17 protein-coding genes are annotated in these 14,278 nt (G+C 64.4%); 14 read left to right on the forward strand and 3 right to left on the reverse strand.

Going from position 1 to position 14,278, the window contains the following annotated elements:
* Positions 1-52 precede the first annotated feature (52 nt).
* The 10 genes from ABJO18_RS07145 to ABJO18_RS07190 all read left to right on the forward strand — a co-directional run bounded on the left by ABJO18_RS07145 (position 53) and on the right by ABJO18_RS07190 (position 9,502).
* A complete protein-coding gene (locus ABJO18_RS07145; RefSeq protein ID WP_348507326.1) occupies positions 53-1,660 on the forward strand; it encodes a carboxyl transferase domain-containing protein in 1,608 nt (535 codons plus the stop codon).
* A gap of 74 nt (positions 1,661-1,734) precedes the next feature.
* Positions 1,735-2,322: an NAD(P)H-dependent oxidoreductase gene (locus ABJO18_RS07150; RefSeq protein ID WP_348507325.1), complete on the forward strand. Its 588-nt coding sequence runs from the start codon at positions 1,735-1,737 to the stop codon at positions 2,320-2,322.
* 133 nt (positions 2,323-2,455) lie between these two features.
* Positions 2,456-2,767, forward strand: a complete 312-nt coding sequence (locus ABJO18_RS07155) for a hypothetical protein (RefSeq protein WP_271185366.1) — start codon at positions 2,456-2,458, stop codon at positions 2,765-2,767.
* A 119-nt stretch (positions 2,768-2,886) separates the two neighbouring features.
* Complete coding sequence (locus tag ABJO18_RS07160; RefSeq protein ID WP_348507324.1) at positions 2,887-3,279, forward strand: hypothetical protein; 393 nt, start codon at positions 2,887-2,889, stop codon at positions 3,277-3,279.
* A 122-nt stretch (positions 3,280-3,401) separates the two neighbouring features.
* Entirely contained in the window at positions 3,402-4,196 is a 795-nt protein-coding gene (locus ABJO18_RS07165; RefSeq protein WP_348507323.1) for an enoyl-CoA hydratase-related protein, read from the forward strand.
* Positions 4,197-4,276: 80 nt separating this feature from the next.
* Complete coding sequence (locus tag ABJO18_RS07170; protein WP_348507322.1) at positions 4,277-5,092, forward strand: DUF817 domain-containing protein; 816 nt, start codon at positions 4,277-4,279, stop codon at positions 5,090-5,092.
* Positions 5,089-7,092 (forward strand): acetyl/propionyl/methylcrotonyl-CoA carboxylase subunit alpha, encoded by a 2,004-nt coding sequence (locus ABJO18_RS07175; protein ID WP_348507321.1) that lies wholly within the window; start codon positions 5,089-5,091, stop codon positions 7,090-7,092. Before ABJO18_RS07170 ends, ABJO18_RS07175 begins: the two co-directional genes overlap by 4 nt.
* A gap of 144 nt (positions 7,093-7,236) precedes the next feature.
* Positions 7,237-8,190: a hypothetical protein gene (locus tag ABJO18_RS07180; RefSeq protein WP_348507320.1), complete on the forward strand. Its 954-nt coding sequence runs from the start codon at positions 7,237-7,239 to the stop codon at positions 8,188-8,190.
* A 91-nt stretch (positions 8,191-8,281) separates the two neighbouring features.
* Positions 8,282-9,010, forward strand: a complete 729-nt coding sequence (locus ABJO18_RS07185) for a hypothetical protein (RefSeq protein ID WP_348507319.1) — start codon at positions 8,282-8,284, stop codon at positions 9,008-9,010.
* A gap of 60 nt (positions 9,011-9,070) precedes the next feature.
* Positions 9,071-9,502, forward strand: a complete 432-nt coding sequence (locus tag ABJO18_RS07190) for a DUF1489 domain-containing protein (protein ID WP_348507318.1) — start codon at positions 9,071-9,073, stop codon at positions 9,500-9,502.
* A 3-nt stretch (positions 9,503-9,505) separates the two neighbouring features.
* Here the strand turns inward: ABJO18_RS07190 and ABJO18_RS07195 are convergent, their stop codons facing one another.
* The 3 genes from ABJO18_RS07195 to panC all read right to left on the reverse strand — a co-directional run bounded on the left by ABJO18_RS07195 (position 9,506) and on the right by panC (position 11,681).
* Positions 9,506-9,919 carry a hypothetical protein gene (locus ABJO18_RS07195; protein ID WP_348507317.1) on the reverse strand — a complete coding sequence of 138 codons (414 nt, stop codon included), beginning with the start codon at positions 9,917-9,919 and terminating at the stop codon, positions 9,506-9,508.
* A gap of 65 nt (positions 9,920-9,984) precedes the next feature.
* Positions 9,985-10,758 (reverse strand): glutaminyl-peptide cyclotransferase, encoded by a 774-nt coding sequence (locus ABJO18_RS07200; protein ID WP_348507316.1) that lies wholly within the window; start codon positions 10,756-10,758, stop codon positions 9,985-9,987.
* 53 nt (positions 10,759-10,811) lie between these two features.
* Complete coding sequence (panC, locus tag ABJO18_RS07205; protein ID WP_348507315.1) at positions 10,812-11,681, reverse strand: pantoate--beta-alanine ligase; 870 nt, start codon at positions 11,679-11,681, stop codon at positions 10,812-10,814.
* Between the two features lie 84 nt (positions 11,682-11,765).
* Between panC and ABJO18_RS07210 the strand changes: the two genes are divergently transcribed.
* The 4 genes from ABJO18_RS07210 (at position 11,766) to ABJO18_RS07225 (ending at position 14,101) form a co-directional block, all read left to right on the forward strand.
* The gene (locus ABJO18_RS07210; protein ID WP_348515816.1) at positions 11,766-12,374 is read left to right on the forward strand and encodes an SPOR domain-containing protein; all 609 of its coding nucleotides are present in this window, start codon (positions 11,766-11,768) and stop codon (positions 12,372-12,374) included.
* Between the two features lie 79 nt (positions 12,375-12,453).
* A complete protein-coding gene (locus tag ABJO18_RS07215) occupies positions 12,454-13,341 on the forward strand; it encodes a division plane positioning ATPase MipZ (RefSeq protein ID WP_291886191.1) in 888 nt (295 codons plus the stop codon).
* 2 nt (positions 13,342-13,343) lie between these two features.
* On the forward strand, positions 13,344-13,811 hold the full coding sequence (locus tag ABJO18_RS07220) for a DnaJ domain-containing protein (protein WP_348508570.1): 468 nt from the start codon (positions 13,344-13,346) through the stop codon (positions 13,809-13,811).
* Positions 13,812-13,873: 62 nt separating this feature from the next.
* Positions 13,874-14,101 carry a hypothetical protein gene (locus ABJO18_RS07225; protein ID WP_348508569.1) on the forward strand — a complete coding sequence of 76 codons (228 nt, stop codon included), beginning with the start codon at positions 13,874-13,876 and terminating at the stop codon, positions 14,099-14,101.
* Positions 14,102-14,278: the final 177 nt, after the last annotated feature.

The following is a 14,278-nucleotide window of genomic DNA, read 5'->3' on the forward strand; positions in this document are numbered from 1 at the left end:
GTGGCCTGGCGGGTTAAGCAGCGGCAGAGATTGACCAAACCGGGACCCGATCATGACCCAGCTCGTTTCCGCCATCGATCCCCAGTCCGATACCTTCCGCGAGAATGCGGCGGCCATGGAGGCGCTGGTCGCCGACCTGCGTGCCAAGACGGCCGAGGCGGCTCTGGGCGGATCGGAACGGTCGCGCGAGCGCCATGTCGCCCGGGGCAAGCTGCTTCCCCGCGACCGGGTGGAGCGGCTGCTGGATCCGGGCTCACCCTTCCTGGAAATCGGCGCGCTGGCGGCCAACGGCATGTATGAGGGCAATGTGCATGGCGCCGGCATGATTGCCGGTATCGGCCGGGTCTCGGGCCGGGAAGTGATGGTCGTGTGCAACGACCCCACCATCAAGGGTGGCGCCTATTATCCGATGACGGTGAAGAAGCATCTGCGCGCCCAGGAAATCGCGATGCAGAACCGTCTGCCCTGCGTCTACCTGGTCGATAGCGGCGGCGCGAACCTGCCGCACCAGGCTGAAGTCTTCCCCGATCGCGACCATTTCGGACGCATCTTCTTCAACCAGGCCAACATGTCCGCCGAGGGCATTCCCCAGATCGCCGTGGTGATGGGCTCCTGCACGGCGGGCGGCGCCTATGTGCCGGCGATGTCGGACGAGACGGTGATCGTGCGTAAACAGGGCACGATCTTCCTGGGCGGCCCGCCGCTGGTGAAGGCGGCGACGGGCGAGGTGATCTCCGCCGAGGATCTGGGCGGCGCCGATGTGCACGCCCGCGTCTCCGGCGTGGCTGACCACTATGCGGCCAATGACGAACATGCCCTGCACACGGCCCGGCGGATCGTCGGCACGCTGAACACGGTCAAGACGATCGATCTGGACGTCACCGATCCGCGCGAGCCGAAATACGATCCGGCCGAACTGGGCGGCATCATCCCCACCGACACACGCGCGCCCTTCGATGTCCGCGAGGTGATCGCCCGCATCGTCGACGGGTCGGAGTTCGACGAGTTCAAGAAGCTCTATGGCGAGACGCTGGTGACCGGGTTTGCCAGGCTCTACGGCATGCCGGTCGGCATCATCGCCAATAACGGCATTCTCTTCTCCGAGAGTGCCCAGAAGGGGGCCCACTTCATCGAGCTGTGCGCCCAGCGCGGCATCCCGCTGGTCTTCCTGCAGAACATCACCGGCTTCATGGTCGGCTCGAAGTACGAGGCCGGCGGCATCGCCAAGGACGGCGCCAAGCTGGTCACGGCTGTGTCGACCTTCAAGGGCCCGAAATTCACCGTCATCATCGGCGGCTCCTACGGGGCCGGCAATTACGGCATGTGCGGGCGCGCCTATTCCCCGCGCTTCCTCTTCATGTGGCCGAATGCACGCATCTCGGTGATGGGGGGCGAACAGGCCGCTTCGGTGCTGGCCACGGTCAAGCGCGACGCCATGGAAGCCCGCGGCGAGGACTGGCCGGCCGAGGACGAGGCGAAGTTCAAACAGCCGATCCGCGAGGCCTATGAGGCCGAGGGGCATCCGTATTTCTCGACCGCCCGGATGTGGGATGACGGCGTAATCGCGCCGGTCGACACACGCCGCGTGCTCGGCCTGTCTCTTTCCGCTTCGCTCAACGCGCCGATAGAGAAGACGAAATTCGGCGTTTTCCGGATGTAGGCGACCCTGCGGCGCCGTGACACGCGGCCCTGCACGGATGCCGGGTGTATAGAGACCGCACAAGGAGTGCGGTCATGAAGCGGTCGATCTGCATTATCAACGGACATCCGGACGCGTCGCCGGAACATTTTGTTCCGGCACTGGCGGACGCTTACGAGCGTGGCGCCCGCGAAGCGGGCTTTGAGGTCAGCCGGATCGATATCGGCAGCTTGCCGATCGACTTCCTGCACAACCAGTCCGAATTCGATACGCCGCCCGACATGCAGATTGTCGGCGAGCGCGGCAAGCTGGCGGCGGCCGATCATCTTGTCCTGACTTTCCCGCTCTGGCTGGGCTGTATGCCGGCCCGCCTCAAGGCCTTCCTGGAACAGTTGGCACGCAATGAATTCCTGCTCGCCACGACGAATGACGGTGCCGGCTGGCCGGCGCAGAAGATGAAGGGCAAGTCGGCCCGGATCATCGTCACGATGGGCATGCCCGGCTTTGCCTACGGCACCCTGTTCGGCGGTCACAGCGTGAAGGCGCTGGAGAAGGGTGTTCTGCGCATTTCCGGTTTCAAACCCGTCCGCCGGACGATACTGGGCGGTGTGGAAGCCGCCGGCGTGCCAGGCCGGGCGAAGATGCTGCACAAGGTGGAAGCGCTCGGACGGCGGGGCGTCTGACGGGCCCGGAATACCCGAAAATTCAAAGAGTTGCTCCGGGCATCCGGATGCTTTCCCCGTGACAAATGGTTAATTCGAGCTAGTATCACCCCTGCATCGCCGCAAGCAGGCGAGCGCTGGGGGAGTATTGAACATGCTTGAGTCCGTCCTGGGGTTTGCCCGCGAGGGCTTCGCCGAAGTCAACGCCGTGCTGGGCCTGCTTGTGGCTGTCGTGGCGACCTTGATGATGACCGCCTGGGCGCGTCTGCCCTTTGTCGCGGTCGGCGCCACGCTGGCCCATATCGTGCTGGAAAGCCTGGCGCCGGTGATTGCCGGGTCGGGCGGGTTCAGCCTGCCGCCGCTGCTTGAGCCGCATTTCTGGCGCTACGCCGGCGTCCTATTTGTCGGCTATCTGATCGTCGTGGCGATCCTGTTCGCGATCAAGCGGATGGTCTTCAGAAAATAGCGGTTTCGCGTCTCAGGAGAACCGGCTTCCCTTGGGACATGTTTGGAAAGATCGTTAACGGATGGCTCGAACTTGGGGTAAGGTGGAGCCTGCGTTAAGTTGCGGAAGGGGACCGCGTTATGGAATTTCTTGACCAGATCATGGGCTATATCCAGCCCGCTATCGACTTCTTCATGCCGGGCCTGATCGCCTATGCCGGTGACGGGGTCAGCTCCGTCAACTGGATGATGCTGGGTATTCAGCTGGGCGTGATTGCCCTGGTTCTTGCGCTGCTGATGCGCGAGATCGGCGCGATCCTGATCTTCACCGTCGTGGGCGTGATCATCCATGTGATCGTGGACATCGTGATGCCGATGGTGCGGGGCGGGTCGACCGGATTCGATTTCAACGGCTTCGTGCAGCAATTCACCCAGACCGATTATCTGCTGTATCTAGGCGCCCTGGCGATCGGATACTTCATCGCCATCCTGGTGCTGGGTCTGATCAAGGGCCTGATCTTCCGCGGCGACTGATCGCAACTTTCACGATGTGAACTCCAGGGGCCGCTGCGCAATCAGCGGCCCTTTTTCATTGTTGCGGGACGGTGCGGGCGGTAAGCCTTGTGGGAACAGCCCCGAAATGAAGGAGTTTCTCCATGTCCGACGCGCCCGTGCTTCTCGATGTCAGCCCGGCCGGTGTGGCGGTGATCACGCTGAACCGTCCCGACAAGCACAACGCCTTCAACGCCGAGGTGATCGCCCGGCTGTCCGACACGTTCGAGACGCTGCGGGCGAGCGAGAACGGCGTGCGGATCGTCTTCCTGCGCGGGGCCGGCAAGAGTTTCTCCGCCGGTGCCGATCTGGACTGGATGAAAGCCTCGGCCCTGTTCACCGAGGCCGACAATGAAGAAGACGCGATGGCGCTGGCCAATATGCTCAAGCGTCTGCACGAACTGCCCCAGCTCACCGTGGCCCTGGTGCATGGTGCCGCAATGGGCGGCGGGGCCGGACTGCTGGCCGCCTGCGATGTCGGCGTGGTGATGAAGGACGCCCATATCCGCTTTTCCGAAGTGCGCCTCGGCCTGACGCCGGCTACCATCTCGCCCTATGTCGTGCGCGCCATCGGCCCGCGATGGGCCCGCGCCCTGTTCGCCACGGGCGAAGGCTTTGATGGCACGTTCGCCGAGAAGATCGGCCTGGCGCAATACACCGTCGAGACGATGGAAGAGATGGCGCAGATGGAAGAGCATCTCGCCAAACTCGCTTTCTCCGCTGCGCCCGGTGCCGTGCACGATGCCAAGCAGCTGGTCGACGATGTCTTCGGCCAGGAGATCAATCACGGTCTTGCCGTACACACCGCCAAGGCGATCGCCCGCCGCCGGGCCTCCGAAGAGGGGCAGGAAGGCCTCGCCGCCTTCCTGGAACGCCGCAAGCCGAACTGGGCGGAATAGGCGGAGGCCCGGCGCTGATCCGGCGTCCCGATCCGCGGGCATTCCTGCACCGGCGGCGCGAGGCGCTGCGGGCCTGGTTCGTGCGCGGGCCGGTCACGCTGGGCGTGTTCGAATTCGTCAGCTTCGGCATCAAGCAGGCCTGGGCCTGCCTGTTCGGCGGGCTGATGCTGGCGCTGCTGCTCGCGACCTTCCTCTGGTATCCGGCCGACGCCGCGCTGGCGCGCTATGACTTCCTCACCCTGGCCGCCCTGGCGATCCAGGTCGCGCTGATCGCGACCAGGCTGGAAAGCTGGGAGGAGGCGAAGGTGATCGCTGCCTTCCATGTCGTCGGCACGGTGATGGAAATCTTCAAGACCTATGCCGGCAGCTGGGTCTATCCGGAGGAGAGCCTGCTGCGGATCGCGGGCGTGCCGCTTTTTTCCGGCTTCATGTACGCCGCCGTCGGCTCCTACCTGGCGCGGGTCTGGCGCATCTTCGAATTCCGATTCGACCGCTTTCCGAAGATGTGGTGGCAATATCTTCTGGCGACAGCGGTTTACATCAATTTCTTTGCTCACCACTACACGGTGGATATCCGCTATGTCCTGTTCGCGGCAACGGTGCTGCTCTATGGGCCAAGCGTGGTCTGGTTCCGGCCCGACCGGGTCCACCGGCCGATGCCGCTGGTGATCGGCTTCCTGCTGGTCGCGCTGTTCATCTGGTTCGCCGAAAATATCGGGACGTTTGCGCGCGCCTGGTCCTATCCGGGACAGGAGGTGAGCTGGCACATGGTCTCGCTCGCCAAGCTGGGCTCGTGGTACCTCCTGATGATCATCAGTTTTGTCCTGGTGGCGGCTGTGCAATACCGTCGTCCAGACCCACAGACCGGTTCCAAGAGCGAGGCACCAGACCCATGATCAAGACGCTCCTGATCGCCAATCGCGGCGAGATTGCCTGCCGTGTGATGCGGACCGCCCAGCGCATGGGCATCCGCACCGTCGCTGTCTATTCCGAAGCCGATGCCGATGCGCCCCACGTGCGCATGGCCGATATGACTGTGGCGATCGGTCCGGCTCCGGCCGCAGAGAGCTATCTGGTCGCCGACAAGATCATCGCTGCTGCCAAGGAAACCGGGGCCGATGCCATCCATCCGGGCTATGGCTTCCTGTCCGAGAACGCGGCCTTTGCCGAAGCCTGCGCTGCCAATGACATCATTTTCGTGGGGCCGCCGGCCTCCGCCATCCGCGCGATGGGGCTGAAGGACCGGGCCAAGGCGTTGATGGAAGAGGCGGGCGTGCCCGTCACGCCGGGCTATCACGGCGACAACCAGGATCCGGAGCTTCTGGCTGAGGCGGCCGGTACGATCGGCTATCCCGTGCTCATCAAGGCCGTGGCCGGCGGCGGCGGCAAGGGCATGCGCAAGGTCGAGACGGCGGAGGACTTCGCTGCGGCGCTGGAAAGCTGCAAGCGCGAGGCGTCCAAGAGCTTCGGCGATGACCGGGTGCTGATCGAGAAATTCATCGTCAATCCGCGCCATATCGAGGTCCAGGTCTTCGGCGACAGCCGCGGCCGCGTGGTCCACATGTTCGAGCGCGATTGTTCGCTGCAGCGCCGCCACCAGAAGGTGATCGAGGAAGCGCCAGCACCGGGCATGACGCCGGGCGTGCGCGCCGCCATGTGTTCGGCCGCCATCAATGCGGCCAAGGCGGTCGATTATGTCGGCGCCGGCACGGTGGAGTTCATCGTCGACGGTTCCGGCCCGCTGCGCGAGGACGGTTTCTTCTTCATGGAGATGAATACCCGTCTCCAGGTGGAACATCCGGTCACCGAAATGGTCACCGGTCTCGACCTGGTCGAGCTGCAGCTGAAGATCGCCGCCGGCGGCTCCGTGCCCGAACAGGACGATATCCACCTCTCGGGCCACGCCATGGAGGCGCGCCTCTATGCGGAAGACCCGGCGGGCGGCTTCTTGCCGTCGACGGGGCCGCTTCATCGTCTGGACCTGCCGGCCTCCGGCGGTCCGCTGCGGGTCGATACGGGGGTCGAGGAGGGCGGCGAGGTCTCGCTGCACTATGACCCGATGATCGCCAAGCTGATCGCCCATGCGCCCACGCGGCGCGAGGCGGCGCACCGTCTGGCTGGCATGATCGACGATCTGGTTGTCTGGCCGGTGAAGACCAATGCGGGCTTCCTGCGCCGTGCTGCCGTCAACCCGGACTTCTTGGACGAAAAACTGTCGACCGGCTTCATCGAGGAGCGCATCGACGATCTCATTCCCCCGGCCGTGCGGCCGGCTGATGCGGCGTTCGCCACGCTGGCCGTGCTCGACCTGCGCCCGGTGATCGCGGCGGCGCTGGATCCGTTCGATGCCGCCGATGGCTGGCGTCTCAATGGCGATCCGCACCTGTCCTGCCGGTTCGAGGTCGGTGGCGAGCCGGTCGAAGCCGTGCTGAAGCTGGATGGCGAACGGATCGAGGTTCGTACCGGCGACGTGGTATCGGTGCTCGAAGGGCTCGAGGTCGGCGAGATGTTCGAGGGCTACAGCTTCGAGGCCGTGGTGGATGGCGAGCGCATCGTCGCGCACTGCGAGCCGGTCGATGATGGCATGCTTGTCGCGTGCCGCGGCCGGGTGACAGTATTTGCCGAGCCGCATCCCGAAGCCCTGGCCGATGCGGCCGAGGCAGGCGGTTTGATCAAGGCGCCGATGCCGGGCAAGGTCCTGGCCGTCAACATCAAGACGGGTGACAGCGTCACCAAGGGACAGGCGCTGGTCGTGCTGGAAGCGATGAAGATGGAACACGCGCTCGCCGCGCCGCGCGATGGCGTGATCGCCGAGGTCAGCGTCGAGGCCGGTGGCCAGGTGGGCGAGGGCGATATCCTCGTCACGCTCGCCGACGAGGTCGACGAGGCGGCTTAGAAGGCGGAGCGAAGCCGCTCATTCCGCCCTTCGGGCACCTTCTCCCCTCGGGAGAAGGTGGGCTTCGATAGCCATCATTCCCGTGTCACGCGAGACCGGCATACTGCTTGCACTTCCTGGGGGGATATCCAAGGGAGCGGTTCAATGCGCGACACCTATATGGCCCGTTTTTCGAGCAGCTGGACCGACGAGGCGCGGCGGAAATTCCGCAAGCAGCCTGTCGTCATCCGCCACAACTATCATGAGCACCATGCCTTTTCCGACATGGCACTGGCGGCGCTGATCGAGCGGCACCCGCGTGACCTGATCGATTTTTGTACAATGGGCGATGACGCGACGGACCATGACAGCTGGCGGGCCGGCGATCCCGGTGCGCTGTCGGGCCTGGAACTGATCGAGGCGGTGCGCCGCGGCAAGCTGTGGATCAATCTGCGCCACGCCATGGACCGCGATCCGGAATACCGTCCGATCTACGAGGCGATGCTCGCCGACATGAAGAAGGCCGACCCGTCCTTCCGGCCGCTGGTCGCCGAGGCGGGCATCCTCATTTCCTCGCCGACGGCCCAGGTCTTCCTGCACTCGGACGTGTCGGAAACCATGCTGTGGCACATGCGCGGCGTGAAGCGGTTCCGCACCTATCCGCCGCGTCTGCCCTATCTGAACACCGACGATGTCGAGGCTGTCCTGCACAAGGACAAGACCGAGGACATCGATTTCGATCCGGCCTGGGATGCCGACGCCTTCACGGTCGATCTGCACCCGGGCATGGCGGCCAACTGGCCGCTGCACGGTCCGCACCGGATCGAGAACCAGTCCGGCGTCAACGTGTCGGTGCCCTTCGAGATTTCCACGCCGCAATCGCGGCTGCAGAACTCGATCCTGTTTGCCAATGGCGTGCTGCGCCGGTCTCTGGGCTACAAGCCGCGCTCGACCTCGACCGAAGGCCTGGGCGCGCTGGGCAAGCGTTTGCTGACGGCGATGGTGAAGCTGAAGATCAAACTGTTGGGCGAGCGCGAGCGGCCCATGCCGAAGAGCGAGCGCACCTTCGACATCGACCCGACCGCGCCGGACGGTTTCGTGAACCGCCAGGCCGCCTGAGATCGAGCGAAGGTGACAGGATTTTAATGCGTTCGCACCGGTCGTCCCTGCTATGGCCGATAACGAGGGATGACCGTATCGAGACCGCACAATGAAACATGTTTTTGCTGCTGCGCTGGGCGCAGTGAGCCTGGTGAGCCTGCCTGCGTATGCCCAGACCGGGCCGGCGGGCGAGCTGGAGGCGTTCGAGGCCGCGCTTGGCCGCACCGTCGCCGGGGACAATGACGCCGACTGGCGTTTCCTTCTGACCTTTACCGGCAGCGCCGGTGAGATCGCCGCCCGGTTTGACGGCGCTCAACCCGAGGCGGACCGCTGGACGCTGGTCTCTCCGCCGGAGGCCGACCTGACGGAAGAGCAACAGGCCATCTGGGACGATGTCATCACCAGCGATGACGATGAAGAGGATGAGGGCGGCCTGTTCTTTGATGGCGAAGACGCACTTTTCCTGCCGGGCACGCTGAACCTGCACCTGCAGGACGCCGATGATGTGACCTACCGCTTTCAGCCGCAGTTCGATGCGGAGGACGAGGAAGAGGCGGCCTTTGCCGAATACCTGCGCGGCGAGATTACCGTCGGCCGCCGCGAACCGGGCGTGCGCCATCTCAGGCTCTATGCACCGGAGAGCTTCAAGCCGAATTTCGCCATTCGCGTGAACCGGTTCGAACTGGAACAGGAATTCGCCGAAATGGCCGACCTGCCGGCGCCGGTCCTTGTCCGCATCACCCAGAACATCGAGGGCAGTGCGGCCTTCCAGACCTTCCCGGAAGGTTTCGAAATCGGTTTCAGCGAGATCGAGTATCTGGGCAACGCCGCCCGCTGACCCGGACCGCCACGACGCTTTGACCGGCTCTCTGAGTCGCCCTAACTGTGACCCATGGTCATGCATCTGGTGAAGCTCTGTGTCGGTGTCTCCTCGGTCGAGGAGCTCGAAGCGTCGATGGCCCGCACGGCGGCCCGGCGCCGGGCCGCCGGCGAACCGCCGGTTTCGGTGCATGTGACCCGCATGACGCCGGCAAAGCGCGACGAGGTGGAAAACGGTGGATCGCTCTACTGGGTGATCGGTGGCGCCATCCGTTGCCGCTCCGACATCATCTCGCTGGAAACGGTCGACGGGGAGGATGGCGTGAAGCGCTGTGCCATCGTGATGTCGACCGAGGTGATCCGCACAGCGGCCGCGCCGCGCAGGCCTTTCCAGGGCTGGCGCTATCTCAAGCCGGAGGACGCACCGCAGGACGTTGCGGGTCCGGCCGAGGGCGGGGATGATCTGCCGCCGGATCTGCGCGCCAAACTGCTTGAAATCGGTGCCTGGTGACCGCTAGCGCAAGGCCTGCCGGCGAACGAGCAGGACAATCAGGGTGATGGCCAGCCCTTCCAGCGGCAGGAAGAAAAAGCCGGGCTGGGCCGAGTAATAGGGATTGTCCGCCATGAGAAGCCAGGCTGCGAAATGGCTCATCAGCGTGCCGCAAGCCGCATAGAGCGCGAAGCGCCGTCTGAAGGCCAGGGCTGCGAGTGTCAGCGTGATAAAGATGCACGCTGATATGATGAGAACGCGTTCGGCCAGGGTCAGGGCATGGATGATGTTGTGGGCGTCCAGCCCGGCGACCGTGCCGGCCCAATCCTCTACCAGGACGGCCCAGATCACGGTCAGCCAAAGCCAGGCATAGGTAACGAGAAAGCAGACCAGGCAGATTGCGGCCGCGTAGAGCGGAGCGCGCGATGTCTGACGCATGATGCAGGCAAACCCTGTGCAGACCGGATTATGCGACGCTATTGTGTTTCGCCGTCGCGGTAAATCTAGTCTGTGGCGCCGGCGACACGGATTTCGTAGAGCGACGGCCACAGCTTGCCGGTGACGTAGATCTGGCCCGTCTCGCGGTTCCAGGCGATCCCGTTGGCCACGGCGTCGCGGCTGCCGGCGAGGGTAGACGGGACGAGATCCGTCAGGTCGACCAGCCCGGTTACGGCTCCGCTTTCTGGGTCGATACGGACGATCAGCGGTGACTGCCAGACATTGGCCCAGATCTCGCCATCGACCCATTCCAGCTCGTTCAGACGCCGCACAGGCCTCCCGGCAAGCGTCACCTCGATCGTGCGCACGGTGGAGAAGTCGGCCGGGTCGATGACGCGCAGCTCTGCCGTGCCATCCGACAGGATGAGATGCGTGCCGTCATGCGTCAGCCCCCAGCCCTGGCCCTCATAGTCGAATGTGCCGATGCGCTCGAACGTGCCGGCGTCGAAGATGAAACCGGTCTCCGATTGCCAGGTGAGCATGTAGATGCGCGAGCCCAGCTGGACGGAGCCTTCGCCGAAATAGGGCGGTTCGAGCGCGGTCTGGCGTTCCACATGCCCCGTTTCCAAGGTCACCCGGCGCAGGCCGGATGCTCCGACCTGCCCCGTGCTTTCAAACAGGATGCCGTCCTGGATGAAGAGGCCCTGGGTGAAGGCACTTGTATCGTGGGGGTAGGTCGCGACAATTTCGGCAGTCGCGCGCGAGACCGGTGTCTGGCCGGCCGCCGGGGCTGCAAGAAGCGCAAGACCTGAAAGAGCAAGAAGAAGACGCGAGACCATGGAGGTTTCCGCTGCAGGCTGAACGAGCGGTCAGCTTAGCCGCAATTCGGGCATCACGAAGGCCGTTTTGCCGCCATGTTGTCGATCAGCCGGGTCGAGCCCAGCCGCACCGCAGCCAGGACACGGGCATCGCGATCGATGGGGCCGCCGGAGGGAAGCGTTTCCAGCGTCGCGGCACACCGGGCCTCGACATAGTCGACAGCATCGAAGGCGGCCGTTGCACTGGCCATCGCGGCCTTCTGTGCCTGGTCTGCCGGCGTGCCGGCGCTGAGCGCGGCCGCGAACTCCTTGAGGATGATGTTGAGCTGTGCGGCCCGGCTGCGGTCGTTTGCCGACAGGTAGACATTGCGCGAGGACATGGCGAGACCGTCGCGCTCGCGCATGGTCTCGCCGCCGATGATGTCGATACCGAAATTGAGGTCGCGCACCATCTGCCGGATCACCAGGAGCTGCTGGTAGTCCTTCTCGCCGAAGAAGGCCATGTCCGGACGGACCTGGTTGAACAGCTTGGCGACGACGGTCGCGACGCCGTCGAAGAAATGCGGACGGGCGACGCTCTCCAGGCCCACAGCCGCGCCTTGCATGCTGATATTGGCCGAATAGCCCTCGGGATACATTTCGGCCACGTCGGGCAGGAAGATCAGGTCGCACCTGGCGAGGGTGAGCTTCTCGGAATCCTCGACCATGGTGCGCGGATAGGCGTCCAGATCCTCGCCCTCGGCAAATTGCCTGGGATTGACAAACACGCTGGCGACAACACGATCGCAATGGGCTTTCGCCAGCCGGACGAGCGAGATATGTCCGTCGTGCAGCGCGCCCATGGTCGGTACAAAGCCGATGGACAGCCGGTCATCGCGCCAGCTGCGGATGCGCGCGCGCAAGGCCGAGACTGTCGTGGCGTGGGGAATCTGGAGATTGAGCATGGTTGTTCCGCAAAACAGACAGGCCGGGGAATATCATAAGCCATGATACAGGCAAGCGATCCGACTCGCCCTAGATACAGCGCCATGAGAATTCTGCCAGCCATTCTGTTCGCCGCCATTGTCAGCGCCTGCGCCACGACGGGCGGTGCCCGTGATCGCGATGTGTCCGTTGAAGCCGGTGTCGCCGACACCCAGCCGGCGCGTCTGGCCGATGCGACGGCGCGTGAACTGGCCCATCTTGCCCGTTTCGAACCGGAAACCCTGGACCAGGTCTATCCGGAGCTGCGCGCTCTGGCGGCAGCGCTGGTCGGCCTGGAGAGCCTGCCGGCGGACGAGGGGACGGCGCTGGGACTCGGGGCTGCCGGTCCGCAGGACCTGCCGCCGGCACCGGAGTTCGGAGATGCGCAAAGCGTGATGCATGCCGTCCATCTGGCGTCCTATCGGCGCGAGGCGATGGCTTTGCGTGGCTGGGCTGAATTGCAGGCCCTTTATCCGGTGCTGGCTGGTCTGGACGCACGCCTCGAACACGCCCATATCCCGGAACAGGGTGATTTCCTGCGTCTCAAGGCCGGGCCGTTCGATACCGGTGCGGCAGCCCTGGAGGTTTGTACGGCCTTGCGGTCGTCCGGCCAGTACTGCCAGGCGACCGATTATTCCGGCAGGGCTTTCGCGCCGCCGGAGAGCGGCGGGTGAGCGCAGGAAGCGCCATATCGGGCAGGCGCAGTCCGGTGTCCCTTGCGGCGCCGGAGCCGCGCAGGGGATTTGGGTAGTCATGACGAAACATCCGGCCTTCCGTTTGCCGTCGCGCCCGCTTGGACGTGTCCGCGACGGCGTGCGTGAAGCGCACGTCATCGTGGTGGGCAATGAGAAGGGCGGGGCAGGCAAGTCGACCGTCGCCATGCACCTCGCCGTGGCCCTGATGCGCATGGGCAAGACGGTCGGGGCGATGGATCTCGATCTGCGCCAGCGGACTTTCGGCCGCTATCTGGGCAATCGTGAGCGCTGGTGCGAACGTCATGGTCTCGGCCTGCCGCGGCCGGTGGAGATTGCGCTCGCGCCGTCGGTGCAGCGCGATCTGGACCTGGCCGAGCAGGAAGAGACTGATCGCTTCTCCGCGGCCCTGACCGATCTGAAGACCCAGTGCGATTTCGTTGTCATCGACGCGCCGGGCGCCGACACGCTCTATTCGCGGCTCGCCCATTCCAGCGCCGACACGATCATCACGCCGGTCAATGACAGCTTCATCGATTTCGACCTGCTGGCCGAGATCGATCCGGACACGTTCGAGGTCGGCAGTCCGAGCCTGTACAGCGAAATGGTCTGGGAATGCCGCAAGCGCAAAGCGGCGATGCAGAAGAAATCGATCGACTGGGTGGTGATGCGGAACCGCATTTCCATGCTGGATGCGCGCAACAAGCGCCGTGTCGGCGAGGGGCTGAAAATGCTCTCCCAGCGGATCGGTTTCCGGCTTGCGCCGGGCTTTGCCGAACGGGTCATCTATCGGGAGCTTTTCCCGTTGGGGCTGACCCTGCTCGACCTGACCGAGAACGGTTCCACCGTCACCTTCACCATGAGCCATGTCGCGGCGCGCCAGGAATTGCGCGATCTGCTGATCGTGCTCAAACTGCCGGGCCTGGAAGGTCAGCCCATCCCGTTCTAGCCATGGCCGCTTTTGTCTTCGGAGCTCTGCTGCTGGCCGCCTGTCTGGGGGCGGCGTGGTGGTTTTCGCAACAGAAGACGGACGATGCCGCGCGCATGGTGCGCATCATCCTGGGAAGCGGCGCCCTGATCGCCGGCGTGGTGATCTGCCTGCGCGGCGCCGTCATCCTCGGTGGGCCGATCGGCCTCTTCGGTCTGGGCATGCTGGGCCGGGCTATCCGCGTTCCCCATCGCCGCTCGCGCAGTTCCGGCAGCTCGGCCGGCTCGGCGCCGGCTGCGGGCATGAGCATTGTCGAGGCGCGGGAAATTCTCGGCGTGGATGCATCGGCCGATGCCGAGACGATCCGCCAGGCGCATCGCCGCCTGATGAAGAAGCTGCATCCCGACACCGGCGAAGGCTCGGCGGCCCTGGCGCGACAGGTCCAGGACGCGCGGGATTTGCTGCTGGATCATCTAAACGGAAAGTCGTGATCCGCGTCACGCTGGCATTTGCCTCTTTTGGTTGTAGCTTTGCTGCGGCGAAGGAGGCGGTGATGAAACGCGCACGACGCTCGGCAGACCTTTTTGGCAAGAAACCCGCTCCGGCTTTCACCTGCGGTGTCGATGCGGAGCAGCTGTCCCGGCGCCTTCGAACACTCAGCGAGGACGCCTACCGTTTCCGGATGAACCGGGCCGCCATACTGATCGAAGTCGCGGCCCAGATCGTCGAAATGGAAGGCCGCGCGATTGAGGAAGCCGACGATGAGTCCTTTCCCGGCTAACGCCGTTTCATCGACCTCGACGACGATGAAATTGCTCTAGGCTCAATCGACATTCAAGGATTCACAAAGTTGGTCGGGGTGTGATTCATAGGGTTCCAGATTCGTTTATCTGGAGCGTTGGATGTCACGACCGAAGCGCTACGAGCTAAGTGCGGAACAATGGGATCGGATCAAGGA

Source organism: Maricaulis sp. (assembly GCF_039978735.1).
In the GTDB taxonomy this organism is placed as follows: domain Bacteria; phylum Pseudomonadota; class Alphaproteobacteria; order Caulobacterales; family Maricaulaceae; genus Maricaulis.